This is a genomic window from Rickettsia amblyommatis (assembly GCF_002078335.1).
Lineage (GTDB): Bacteria > Pseudomonadota > Alphaproteobacteria > Rickettsiales > Rickettsiaceae > Rickettsia > Rickettsia rickettsii.
The window spans coordinates 122,501-136,244 of the sequence record NZ_CP015012.1; the positions used below are offsets into that span (position 1 = coordinate 122,501).

A 13,744-nucleotide genomic window follows, 5' to 3' on the forward strand; every position below is an offset into this window, starting at 1 on the left:
CTTTTATCCTCTAGTAAAATACTACATTTCCCAACGCTTAGCCTTTAAATCCAATTCTTTTAAATCAAATTTTATATCGATTATTGCTCCCTCTTCTTCTCTGTTTGCTATATCTAGAATGCCGCAATGTTCTGCGACTATTCTTTTAACTATAGCAAGACCTACTCCCATACCTTTACTGCGGGTCGTAACATAGCTTTCGGTAGCTTTGCCTATTAGCTCAGGCGGGAATCCTTTACCGTTATCCGTTACAATAACACTAATAAAATCGTCTTTAGCATCTATAGTAACTTCTATTTTTCCGGATTCTCGTCCTTCTATTGACTCTTCTGCGTTTTTCAACAAATTGATCATAACTTGATTTATTTGGGTAGCATCACACATAAAATCAAATTGTTCTACGTTAGACTCAAATTTATACAAAATATTATCATTAAGTAATTTACGTGCTTCAACAATATGTTTAACTAAATAAACTAATTCACTCTTCGTAAATTTAGGAGCAGGAAGACGTGCAAAAAGAACAAATTCGGATACTATATTTTTAATATCGTTAGTATGGCGAATAATCATTTTTAAATAATTTTCAAATTCTACCCTTTCCTTAATTTCAGGGCTAAATTTCTTCAGCAATCTTTCAGAAGCAAGTAAAATAGGAGTTAACGGATTCTTGATTTCATGGGCTACTTTTTTTGCAACATCCGACCAAGCCATAGCCCTCTGTGCTATAACTAAATCACGCTGCTGGCGAGAAAGCTGCTTAATCATTCTATTAAATGCCACATAAAGCGTGCCTATTTCGTCTTTATCTACTTCATTTTCAGGCACTTGTACCGTTAAATCACCGTCTTTCACTTTGTCGGTTGCAGTAACTAATTTTTTAATAGGTTTTACTATTTTAGCAGTAAATATAACCCCGAAACTTATAGCTACAAAAAGAAGTAATAAGGCAATAAAGATAAACATTATAGAGAACTTAATCTGTATATTATCTATTTCATTTTTAAGGCTATTATACTCGGCAGCTGCTCCGTTAGTTGCATCTACATGGTCGATAATTTTATTATCTACTAATCTACCGACTAATAAATACACATCATTATACTCTTTTAATTTAATCAGCATCCTTATTTTGGTTGGATCAGATTTTACTTCCACCGGTTCACCTAAATCCGCTTTTTTAATTAAATGTGCAGGGATAGTTGCAAATGATAATGAAAAACTTAAATAACTATTAGCTATTATAGTATTAGTAGATTTGTTTAAAACTATAGCCTCATCAAGCGAACGCATCTCTGCTTCAGTATTAAGTGTTTTAGTAAATAAAGCGGGATTGTGAATTAAATCGTAATACATATCGCTTAAATCTTCAGCAACGGCTAAAGCCGTTTCTTTTAGCTGTAATTTATGCTCGGCAATATAAGATTCTGCAACTATCACGGATTGATCAAGAACCGTAGAAATCTTCTTATCAAACCAAGCTTGAACACTAAGATTAAAAAAATAAACAGAAAATACCGAAACAATTATAGTTGGAATAGCTGCAACTAAACTAAAGGCAATCACAATACGATTTTGTAATTTAGAACTATCGTTATTATTATTTTTAGTAAAAAATTTTTGAGTTAGTAAAACACCTACAATTAAAAAAATTGCTAAATCAACTAATAAAAAGCCAATAATCGTACTAAAATTCTTTGATTCTAAAGATATCACATAAAAAGTAGCACAAGCAAAAATAATAGCTGCTGTTGCTAAAGTAAAAATTAGTACTCTACTAGAAAAATAAGAACGTAAATTTTGTTTAAGATAACTAAGCATAGATACTGTTTATATGACTATAACAGTTCTTTATAACATAAAAAAAGCTAATTGGAAATATTTCAAGTTTTAAGTACCTTATTGTCATTTCTGCAAAAGCGGGGTGTTGTTGCATTGATTGTTTTTATGTCATTCCCGCGGAAGCGGGAATCCGGTCAAACATATAAAAACTTGTTTTTTTATTATATTTATTTCATCAAATACGTAATTTTGTATTGCTATTTTTTTGGATTCCTGCTTTCGTAGGAATGACATCTTGAACGTTCGTTCGTACAACACGGGGCCAAACAATTTTCATACTAAATAAAAAGCTAGAAATATTAATATTTCTAGCTTTTTATTTAGTATGAAAATTGTTTGAAATTTTATTCATCAAACATTTTTTTACGAGCAAATTTTCTCTGTCTTCTCGCTGCTTCTTGTGCTTTACGAACACGCTTCGCTGAAGGTGTTTCATAATAACGCTGTTCTTTCATCTTACGAAAATAAAGCTCTCTTTGTAGCTTTTTCTTAAAATTCTTAAGAGTATGATCACAATTACCAGCGTGAACATTTACTAGTATCACTAAAATTACTCTCCTTAAAAGATATTGTGGTTTATTGAACTATACCCTATAATTAAGTTATATGTCAAGGTTAAAAATATGAGCATTCAAGAAGAACACCATATCAAAAAAATAAGCTTCGTGCAATCTTTAGTAGAATTATTACCGTTTAATGAATGGAATAATAAACTACTTGAAGAAGCAGAAGAAAAATGCGGTTTTGCAAAAGGCTATAGCTTAATAGTTTTTCCAGAAAGTTTATCCGAAATAGTAGGATTCTTGGAAGAGTATTTAGATAATATTATGCTAGGAAGCTTAAAGATAATAGCAGAACCATCAAAAATAAGAGAAAAAATATCTTTAGCCGTAAAGATTAGGGTCAAAACTGTACTGCCTATTATTCATAGTAAGAATGCCGCTTATTTTGCATTAAACCCAATACAAGGAACTGAAGTTGCATTCCGTAGTTGTGATGCTATTTGGCGTTATGCCGGTGATAAATCTCTTGATTTTAACTATTATACCAAAAGAAGCTTGTTGCTCTCGGTTTATGTTTCATCTATTCTTTTTTATATCCAAGACGAATCGGACAATTATATTGAAACCGATAAATTTATTGAGACTGCCGTAGAAAATATAGTAAAAACTTTCTCACAGATGAAAAAATTACTCGCCCCTTCAAATATCCCCATAGTTAGAATGTTTACGTAGATATGCTTAATAGGTCATATTAACTCCATATCAAATATAAAAATGCTATAAAACTTATAAATAATAGTTAAAATGAATTATATTTAATCACTTGTCATAAGACTGTAAAAAAAGCTCAAGCATTGTTTAAACAACATGGTTCTAAATCAGAATCATTTGTTGATGAATTTTTAAAGCATAAATATCAAGAAGCAAATAAAGAAAATTCTAAACTTTAACTTGTAACCCAATAATGTCTTCTCATAATAATAACTCTTGATTCTTCTTCCTTGATGGCTTTACTTGCGGAAGAAAAAGGACAGGGAAAAATTATCCGATATATACAGCAGACAAAACTTGGGCTAGCTTACAATTAAGTGCAATATTGTTTTGATTCGCTAATTCACATAATATGAAAACTCAATTTAAAAAAGAATGTTCTAATAAAGAACATGATAGAACATTAGTTAATAATCAAGTTATCCCTATAAGTTATTTCGGTGAAAATTCAAAAACACTGAAGATACTTTTCTCTGAACTTGCTAAAGCGTATAAAAATAATTTAGATCTTCAAGAGAAGATAAATGATGACAAATATTATTCTTATAAAACAGAAAAGAAATATATAGGTTTAAAAGAAATCGCCTATACCGCAGAACAACAATATTGAGAAAAAGAGCTTATAGAAGAAACTAAACAAATCGAGCCGAAGCCAATATATACTTATCCACCTAGGAAAAAATTAAAAACTTATGATGATATTTCTTTAGCAAAACCAATTTATATATATCCAACTATTAAATTATAACGTATGTATACAAATTAAGGGCTATGAGCCAATTTATAAAAAAGCACGGATAGAGAAAGAGATGATAAAGAGCCGTACTGTTACTAAATATAAGAATGTACCTGAGTATAAAAGGGATTCAAGTGAAAAAATTTAACGAAGTGAACTATAATGAAGATATTAATAGTATAAAGATAACAATAAAGAATTTAATATTTAAAATTTGTGATTTTCTAGCTCTTATGAAAACTATTAATTTAGAGCAAAAACAAAAGCTCCCACTAAATATTAAGTAATAAAGTAGAAAGTGATGCTAAAGCACAGTGCCTTAGCGATTTAACAAAATATATTGGAGTGGAAGTAATATTTAAATGAAGAGTGGAAATATTTAGAATACGAAGCACAAATATTATCGGCTTATGAAGCTGAAACGATAGGTAGTAACTAATAGTAAAATGAATTGAGTTAGACAAAATTTCTATATCATCTTTTAATCTGTAATACACCTTATTACTTTCTTAAATACCTTAAAAGTTCTTGTATTATGACCTCTCTTGCATATAATTAAGATATTTTTTAAAATAATTGCTAAAATAATGACAAATACTAAATATTATCCTGAAGTTAGCTCGAATGCTGATTTTGCAGGCTTAGAGCGAGAGATACTAAAATTTTGGCAAGACAATAATATATTCCAAAAATCTATTGATGATAGGAACGGAGAGTCAGAATTTATTTTTTATGACGGCCCGCCTTTTGCAAACGGTTTGCCGCATTACGGTCATTTGCTTACCGGCTTTATTAAAGACGTATATGCTAGATACCAAACCGTAAAAGGTAAGAAAGTCGAGCGTCGCTTTGGCTGGGACTGTCACGGTCTTCCTGCTGAAATGCAATCAGAGAAAGAACTTGGCATTTCAGGGCGTCTTGCAATAGCTAATTTTGGTATAGAGAAGTTTAATGCACATTGCAGGGCTTCAGTAATGAAATATGCTAATGATTGGGAAGAATATGTAACTCGTCAAGCAAGATGGGTGGATTTTAAAAATTCTTATAAAACGATGGATAAGAATTTTATGGAATCCGTACTTTGGGCATTTAAGGAGTTATATAATAAGGGGTTATTGTATGAATCTATGCGGGTAATGCCTTATTCTTGGGCATGCGAAACACCGCTTTCTAATTTTGAAACAAGACTTGATAATTCTTATCGCGAGCGAGCCGATAAAGCTGTAACGGTGAGTTTTGTACTATGTCATCCCGTGGCTACGACCACAGGATCTTTTAAAGAATACCGTATACTCGCTTGGACGACGACACCTTGGACATTGCCATCAAATTTAGCATTAGCAGTCGGTAGTGATATAGATTATGCATTAGTCCCTAAAAATGATGTTTGTTATATAATAGCTGCCTCTTCCGTCTCTAAATATGCTAAAGAATTAGGACTTAGTGGTGAAGAAAATTTTGAGATAATTAAAGGCTCAGCACTTCAAGGATTGAGCTATAAATCTTTATTCGACTATTTCGAGAATCATCCAAACAGCTTCAAGATATTTGCAGGCGATTTCGTGGTTGAGGGTGACGGCACGGGAGTCGTACATATGGCTCCAGGCTTTGGTGAAGATGACCAAATACTTTGTGAATCGAAAGGTATTGAGCTTGTTTGTCCTGTTGATAATAGTGGTAAATTCACTAAAGAAATTCCTGATTTAGAGGGCTTACAAGTATTTGATGCAAATGACAAAATAATAATCAAACTGAAAGAGCAAGGAAATTGGCTAAAAACCGAGCAGTATATTCATAATTATCCTCATTGCTGGCGAACAGATACACCTCTTATATATAAGGCTGTTCCGTCATGGTACGTAAAGGTTACGCAGTTTAAAGATAGAATGGTAGAGTTAAATCAGCAAATTAACTGGATACCTTTCCATGTTAAAGATAATTTATTTGGTAAGTGGCTTGAAAATGCTCGTGATTGGTCGATAAGCCGTAATAGATTCTGGGGAACACCGCTGCCTATATGGAAGTCCGATGATCCAAAATATCCACGCATAGACGTTTACGGCTCTATAGAGGAATTAGAAAAAGATTTTGGTGTTAAAGTTACTGATTTACATCGTCCGTTTATCGATGAACTGACAAGACCAAATCCCGACGATCCAACCGGTAAATCAACAATGCGTAGAATAGAAGACGTGTTTGATTGCTGGTTTGAAAGCGGTTCAATGCCATATGGGCAAGCCCATTACCCTTTTGAAAATAAAGAGTGGTTTGAGGATCATTTTCCGGCTGATTTTATAGTTGAGTATTCAGCTCAAACACGCGGATGGTTTTATACTTTAATGGTGCTATCTACCGCTTTATTTGATCGCCCACCGTTTTTAAATTGTATATGCCACGGCGTAATTTTAGATGCTACAGGTCAAAAACTTTCAAAGCGTCTTAATAACTACGCCGATCCGCTGGAGCTATTTGATAAATATGGCTCTGACGCTTTAAGAGTTACGATGTTATCTTCAAATGTTGTTAAAGGTCAGGAGCTATTAATTGATAAAGACGGCAAAATGGTATTTGATACGCTTCGTCTATTTATCAAACCTATATGGCATGCTTACCATTTCTTTACGATGTATGCTAATGCCGATTCGCTTAAAGGCGAGCTTAATTTTAGCTCTAAAAACGTACTTGATGTTTATATATTATCTAAGCTTAAAATAGCCGTACAAAAAATTGAAGAGAGCTTAGATAATTTCGATACGCAAACAGCTTATCATACAGTTTCAGAATTTTTTGAAGTGTTGAATAACTGGTATATAAGACGAAGCCGAGCTAGATTTTGGAAAAGCGAAAAAGATACAGATAAGCAAAATGCTTATAATACTCTATATTCATGTTTAGAAACCATGGCTATTGCGATGTTGGCACTAGTGCCTATGACTTCGGAAGCGATATATAAGGGATTACGTCATTGTGAGGAGCGTAACGACACGGCACTCTCAGGAAAATCAAACGTCATTGCGAGGAAAGATACAAGTCTTGACGAAGCAATCTCAGGAGTATCTCATAAGATTGCCACGGCACTTTCAGTGCCTCGCAATGACGAGATTAGTGTACATCTCTGCAACTACCCTACTCTCTCAGACTTTGAAATAAATCACGAGCTGGTTGCTACTATGGATAACGTGCTTGATATTTGCAGTAATAGCCTATTTATCCGAAGCACTGAAAATATCAGGGTAAGACAACCACTTGCTAGCATAGCTATTATCAGTAAACATAATAACAACCTCAAAGATTTTGAAGATTTAATTAAAGATGAAATTAATGTTAAGGCGGTAATTTATCGTGACGATCTAGAGAATTACGCAAGCAAAAAACTATCGATTAATTTCCCAATGCTTGGTAAACGTTTGCCGCATAAAATGAAAGAGATTATAGTCGCTTCTAAAAAAGGTGAGTGGGAAATTATCGCAGGCGGTTTAGCTATATGCGGTGAAACCTTAAATAGTGACGAATATAAGCTAGTTTTAGAGCCGTATTCACATATCAAAGGAACAGCAAGTTTTGAAAATAATAGTAGCTTGTTAATACTTGATTTAGAGCTAACACCTGAGTTAATAGAAGAAGGGTACGCAAGAGACATTGTACGCTTTATACAACAGGCTCGCAAAGATGCCGATTTCTCTATCACTGACAGGATTTTAATTGAGATAATAAGCGAGTTTGATTTATCTAAGATAATTGATAATTATGGAGACTTTATTAAAGAACAAACTTTAGGCGAGTTTGCTAGAAATTTCACGCCTGATTATGTAAGTAAAGTAGAATTAGAGAACCATCAAATACAACTTAAAGTTAAGAAATCGTAAATTATTTTACTATCAATTAAGATATTGATAATTTACTTATAGTACGCACGCTATAAATTAATTTAAGGTAAATTATCATGCACAACTCCTCCACAGCTCCGTGGGGTTCTAAAATTAAAAGAACTACTAAGCCGGGAAACTACTAAAACAGAAAATGTAATAACTCTAGGGTATTTAAAACAATATTTTGATGCGTTTCATCCTAAAGACGGGACAGCATTAAATATTATAGCTAACTTAGACGATCCGAATTTAAATAAAATAAATCTCATGGAAGGCCTTATATCGCAAGGTGCAAATAAATACAAAGCATTAGAATTTGCACTTAAAAACAATAATGCACAAGCTGAATATTTACTTAATCATCTTACGTTTGAACCTAATCCCAGCATAATACAAGCAATACACAATAAAAGTTTAATTTTAGTAAAGTATTTTGTAGAAGAAAAAGAAGCGCATGTAAATTTTAGTCATTATGGTTCTAATTACACTAAATGTTACTGCCGGTTTGGAAGAACCTTACAAAACAGACATGACATGTGATCTTTTAATAAAAGGAGCAACTTATTTAAATATAACCTTAGAAAGAAGCAGCACAAGGTGGTCAAAATGTAAACGATCTTCATAAGCAAATCTTTTTTAAAGCAATAAACGAAAATAAGCTTGAAGTAATTAAAAAATTTGTTGAAATATACGGTTTTGATGTTAATACTGAATATCGTTTTAACACACCATTAAGTACCGCAAATTTAAAAAATAGAAAAGAAATGGCAAAGTATCTTTTATCTAAAAATGCTAGTTTAGATGTAGCTCTAGAAATAGCAAGAATATACGGTAATTTCAATGCGGTAAAAACATTATTAGATGCATGGGCAAAGATTAACGGCAATAAAGATGTATCACCTTTAATGCTTGCATCAGAGCATGGGCAGGTCACAATAGTAAAATATTTACTTAAACACGGTGCTAACTATAATGTTAAAGGATGGGCAAAAGATAACCTTACATAGCGATGTATTGTGTCAACTAACTCAAATCTCTGAGATTTCTACATTGTATGAAAAAGCTAATAATCCTAACCACCAATATATATTAGAGAGGATATTAAAAACAAGTATATCATCACATTATGACGGATATAAGAATTTATAATCAGAACAAAGAAAGTAAAAATTTTCTAAATTCAAAAAACAACTATCTAAAGATTTACAAAATTTCGCAGAAATTAAAGCACTGTTAGAAGATTATTCTAGTGGGAAGAAAATTCCAATAAATACAAATACTGTAGTAGAAGACGAGGACTATGTTTCGGATTTTAAGGTTGAAACTGAAAAACCTAACACAGGCTCTAGGTTAGAACATACTCCTTCTAAATCAGGTATATTTCGCACTTTTGCCCTTGAGGGACTTGATGAAGAAACGTCTTTAGTCGGTGATATAAAAATATTTGATTCTGAGCTTTAATAATGTCATTCCTACGATAAGATTACTTCATTGCCTGCTCTTATGTCATTCCCGCATAGGCGTTGTTGCGTGGACCATTTTCCTAATTGTTACCCTGTGGCTTGTCTACGGGGTCTAGTTAAAAGTACTAATAATATTAGTACTTTTAACTAGATTGCTTCATCAAAACTTACAATTTTTCCTCAAAATGACGACAAAACCTCTTGCACATTTATTAGATACATATATATTACCATGAAATATGATTCCTATGTTTCATGGTAATATATACTTTTTGATAAAAAAAATCTAATTAAAATATGGAGGAACCATGGCTCATCCAAATCTTACGGAAGGAAATAATTATTTTAGGAATGAGAAATATAAAGAAGCTATAGACATGTATAGTAAAATACACAAAAGCTCTAATTATTATCAAGAAGCACAATATTATTTAGGAGAGTGTTACCTTAATCAAGAAGAATTTATAGAAGCTGTAGAGGCATATAATAAGGTAAACAAAAATCATTATCTATTTGAAAAAGCTAGCTCAAATATTTCAGTTATTGAGAAAAATTTTGACTTAATTAATATGGATATATTCTAAATAAATGAATATAGTAAACTGATCTCCCTTTTGTACTTCGTTGTGCGTTGTCTTGCCTATTAAATATATAGGCTCTATCTTTACGCTTGTCATAAAATGGAGCTGAGTTTACTGTAGTAGCGAATTATAAGCAAAAGACAATATATTAATTAGGTTCTGTGAAGGAAAATTAAATTAATCTATTTTGGCTCTTCTTTGCTGCAAATTATAAGATTGTTTTGAAATAGGAACAACTATTACTGCAAGCATCTTATTAATTTTCGCTAAAAAATATCTGAAAATATAAATAATTGAATTTTCCTTTACAGAACCTAGTATATCAAGCAAATTCTAATAATACCTGCCCTCTTACAACATTATCCTTTTCATTAACAAAAATTTTAGCTATTTTTCCGTCTCTTTCGGCAAGAATCAGGTTTTCCATTTTCATAGCAGTTAAAATCATAATTTCTTGTCCTGCCGTCACTTCCTGCCCTTCTTTCACCTTTATCGCAGCAATCTGACCGCTTAGAGGAGCTTGTAGTTCGGAACTTTCTTCCACCACTACTTTTGAGACCATCAACGCTTCAAGTTCTGATATACGAGGAGAGCGTACAAAGGCTTTTACGCTAATACCAGCATGCGATAATAAATAACCGGTTCTGATATTCTCAATTTTCACATTTGTCTTTTTACCGTTAATTATAGCCGTAAAAAGTTCATTACCTAAATTCCAGTTACTACGAATATATATTCTATCGCTTTCGTGACGTATATTATAGCCGTTTTCAACAGGTGTAATTAATACGGGAAATAGTTTATCATCGATAGTTACTACCCACCTTGTACCTATTTTGTTAGCCTGATTGTTAATATTGCCGGAAATTAAAGAAGCACGTCTTTGCTCTGATATATAAATAAAAATAGCCGTTGCTAAAAATACAGTAGTTACTTCTGAAGTTAGACTAGCTCCGGAAAAACCGTCAGGATATTCTTCTTGAATAAAGGCAGTAGAAATATCGCCGCTAACAAAGCGTGGATGTAGCATTACCGCTTCTAAGAAACTGATATTATGAGCAATACCGTTAATTATATAAGAACTCAAAGCAGAACGCATTAGCTCAATTGCCTGCTCTCTTGTTTCACCGTAAGTACATAATTTTGCAATCATTGAGTCATAAAACATACTTACTTCGCCACCAAGCCCAATCCCTGTATCTATACGGATATTAGGACTCTTTGCAGGTTCGGAATAAGCTATAATTCTACCGCTAGAAGGTAAGAAACCTCGGCTTGGGTTTTCAGCACAAATTCGTGATTCAAATGCCCAACCTTTTAATTTTATGTCATCTTGCGTAAATGATAATTTCTCGCCGGCTGCGATTTGTATCATCTCTTCAACGATATCTATACCGGTAATTAGCTCAGTAACAGGATGCTCGACTTGCAACCTAGTATTCATCTCTAAAAAATAGAAATTTTTATTGCTATCTACTATAAACTCAACGGTACCGGCCGAATAATATCCCACTTTTTGAGATAAGGATATTACCTGCCGATACATTTCTTGCCTTATATCTTCAGTAATAAAAGAACTTGGTGCTTCTTCGATTACTTTTTGATGGTGACGCTGTATTGAACATTCCCGCTCTCCGAGACATACACTATTGCCGTATTGATCGGCAATTAGCTGAATTTCGATATGACGGGGAGTTTGAATTAACTTCTCAATAAATAATCTATCGTCACTAAAACTATTGGCTGCTTCAAGCTTTGCCGACTCAAAAGCATTGGCCATTTCAGCGGAATTATTCACTACTCTCATACCACGCCCACCGCCGCCGGCAGCCGCTTTTACTATTACCGGAAAACCAATCTCTTTAGCAATATCTATAGCTTGTTTAACATCGTTTATAGTTCCCATATAACCCGGAACGGTGCTAACTCCCGCTTCTATCGCTATCTTTTTTGCTTCGATTTTATCGCCCATTTTTTTAATAGTTCCGGCACTCGGTCCTATTAAAACAACACCTTCTCTTTTAAGAATATTGGCAAAATTTGGATTTTCTGATAAAAAACCGTAACCTGGATGTACTGCACTTGCGCCACTTTCACGAATCGCCGAAATAATATTTTTAATAGATAAATAACTTTCCGTTGCAGGGGAATCACCTATATAATAAGCCTCATCTGCATGCTGCACATACATTGAGTTTGTATCTGCTTCAGAATATACTGCAACCGACTTTATCCCCATCTTTTTTAAGGTACGTATTATCCTAACGGCGATCTCGCTACGATTAGCAATTAAAATTTTATCAAATAATGGTTTATTCATAGTTTTTTGTATCCTAATGTCACCCCGTGGCTTGACCACGGGGTCTTGTGTCACAGACTGTATTCTGAGATCCCGTGGTCAAGCCACGGGATGACAGCTAAAGCGGCAAATTATCATGCTTCTTCCAAAGCAGTTCTACTTTTTTAGTACGCAGGAAATTTAACGCCTTACATATTCGCCATCTGGTATTTTGTGGTCTTATAATATCATCCAAATATCCCCTAGCTGCCGCAACAAAAGGCGAAGTTACTACTTTCCGATATTCATCGATTTTTTGTTTTTTAGCTTCAGGATTTTTACATTCTTCCTTAAATATTATCTCGGCTGCTCCCTCTGCCCCCATAACGGCGATTTCCGAATTAAACCAAGCATAGTTTATATCGCCTCTAAGATGCTTGGAGTTCATAACTATATAAGCACCTCCATAAGCCTTACGGGTAATTACAGTAATCTTCGGCACTGTAGCTTCCGCATAAGCGTATAACAGCTTAGCCCCGTGTTTAATAATACCGTCATGCTCTTGGGATGTACCAGGCAGAAATCCAGGCACATCAACAAGGCTTACTATAGGAATATTGAAAGCATCACAAAATCTAATAAATCTTGCTGCTTTTCTTGAGGCGTTTATATCTAAACATCCTGCTAAATGCAAAGGCTGATTAGCCACAAATCCTACCGGATAACCTTCCATATAACCAAAGCCAATAATGATATTCTTAGCAAAATCAGGTTGTAGTTCAAAAAATTCTCCCTCATCAACTATACGCTCAACAAGCTCTTTCATATCATAAGGCTTATTAGGAGTGTTAGGTATCAACGTGCTAAGAGACATATCAACTCTATCGGCAGGATCAACAGTCGAACGAACAGGAAGAGGACTACGATTGGATGACGGAAGGAAATTAAAGAATTTACGAATTTCAAGCAATGCTTCTATATCATTGTTGAATGCAAGATCGGCAACGCCGCTTTTAGTGGTATGCATCCTAGCACCGCCGAGCTTTTCTTGGCTTACTTCTTCACCCGTAACGGTTTTTACTACATCGGGACCGGTTACGAACATATAAGAACTATTCTTAACCATAAATATAAAATCGGTTAAGGCAGGAGAATATACCGCACCACCGGCACAAGGTCCCATAATTAGGGTAATTTGAGGGATGACACCCGACGCTAAAACATTACGCTGAAATAATTCACCGTATCCGGCCAAAGCATCAACCCCTTCTTGAATTCTTGCTCCCCCTGAGTCGTTAATACCGATTACGGGAGCACCGGTTTCTATAGCTTGATCGATAATATCGCAGATTTTCTTAGCATGATATTCGCCGAGAGAGCCGCCGAGTACGGTAAAATCTTGGCTATAAATAAATACCAACCTACCGTTTATCGTACCGTATCCCGTTACAACGCCGTCACCTAAAAACTTTTTATCCTGCATCCCAAAATTATCGCATCTATGGGATACAAACATACCTGTTTCGTTAAAGCTATTCGGATCTAATAATACTTCTATGCGTTCTCGTGCAGTTAACTTACCTTTTTGATGTTGTGCGTTGATCCTAGCTTCACCGCCCCCTTGCCTTGCAATATTTCTTCTCTCATCCAGTAACTCAGGAGAGATTATATTACTTTGATTCATAGATTATTTATAGTTTT

The 13,744-nt window shown here is 34.0% G+C and carries 9 protein-coding genes and 3 pseudogenes; 8 read left to right on the plus strand and 4 right to left on the minus strand.

Annotated features, from left to right (window positions below; translation table 11 throughout):
* Positions 1–21: 21 nt before the first annotated feature.
* Both A3305_RS00555 and rpsU read right to left on the minus strand, forming a co-directional pair.
* Positions 22–1,821 carry a sensor histidine kinase NtrY-like gene (locus tag A3305_RS00555; RefSeq protein WP_014392587.1) on the minus strand — a complete coding sequence of 600 codons (1,800 nt, stop codon included), beginning with the start codon at positions 1,819–1,821 and terminating at the stop codon, positions 22–24.
* Positions 1,822–2,186: 365 nt separating this feature from the next.
* Positions 2,187–2,387: a 30S ribosomal protein S21 gene (gene rpsU / locus A3305_RS00560; RefSeq protein ID WP_014392588.1), complete on the minus strand. Its 201-nt coding sequence runs from the start codon at positions 2,385–2,387 to the stop codon at positions 2,187–2,189.
* Positions 2,388–2,465: 78 nt separating this feature from the next.
* Between rpsU and A3305_RS00565 the strand changes: the two genes are divergently transcribed.
* From A3305_RS00565 to A3305_RS00600, 8 genes and pseudogenes are all read left to right on the plus strand, one after another.
* The gene (locus A3305_RS00565) at positions 2,466–3,077 is read left to right on the plus strand and encodes a COQ9 family protein (RefSeq protein WP_014392589.1); all 612 of its coding nucleotides are present in this window, start codon (positions 2,466–2,468) and stop codon (positions 3,075–3,077) included.
* A gap of 391 nt (positions 3,078–3,468) precedes the next feature.
* A complete protein-coding gene (locus A3305_RS00570; RefSeq protein ID WP_014392590.1) occupies positions 3,469–3,726 on the plus strand; it encodes a hypothetical protein in 258 nt (85 codons plus the stop codon).
* A 260-nt stretch (positions 3,727–3,986) separates the two neighbouring features.
* Positions 3,987–4,139, plus strand: coding sequence for a hypothetical protein (locus A3305_RS09820; protein ID WP_226983938.1), 153 nt, complete (start codon positions 3,987–3,989; stop codon positions 4,137–4,139).
* Positions 4,140–4,439: 300 nt separating this feature from the next.
* On the plus strand, positions 4,440–7,718 hold the full coding sequence (gene ileS / locus A3305_RS00585; protein ID WP_014392592.1) for an isoleucine--tRNA ligase: 3,279 nt from the start codon (positions 4,440–4,442) through the stop codon (positions 7,716–7,718).
* A gap of 77 nt (positions 7,719–7,795) precedes the next feature.
* Positions 7,796–8,012: pseudogene (locus A3305_RS11360) on the plus strand (hypothetical protein); the annotation flags it as partial.
* A 126-nt stretch (positions 8,013–8,138) separates the two neighbouring features.
* Positions 8,139–8,456, plus strand: a pseudogene (locus A3305_RS09220) (hypothetical protein).
* Between the two features lie 29 nt (positions 8,457–8,485).
* Positions 8,486–8,870, plus strand: a pseudogene (locus tag A3305_RS11365) (ankyrin repeat domain-containing protein).
* 622 nt (positions 8,871–9,492) lie between these two features.
* Positions 9,493–9,768 (plus strand): tetratricopeptide repeat protein, encoded by a 276-nt coding sequence (locus A3305_RS00600; RefSeq protein ID WP_014392595.1) that lies wholly within the window; start codon positions 9,493–9,495, stop codon positions 9,766–9,768.
* 319 nt (positions 9,769–10,087) lie between these two features.
* Here A3305_RS00600 and A3305_RS00605 read toward each other — a convergent pair whose 3' ends face one another.
* Complete coding sequence (locus A3305_RS00605) at positions 10,088–12,085, minus strand: acetyl/propionyl/methylcrotonyl-CoA carboxylase subunit alpha (protein WP_014392597.1); 1,998 nt, start codon at positions 12,083–12,085, stop codon at positions 10,088–10,090.
* Between the two features lie 97 nt (positions 12,086–12,182).
* Positions 12,183–13,727 (minus strand): acyl-CoA carboxylase subunit beta, encoded by a 1,545-nt coding sequence (locus tag A3305_RS00610; protein ID WP_014392598.1) that lies wholly within the window; start codon positions 13,725–13,727, stop codon positions 12,183–12,185.
* Positions 13,728–13,744 lie beyond the last annotated feature (17 nt).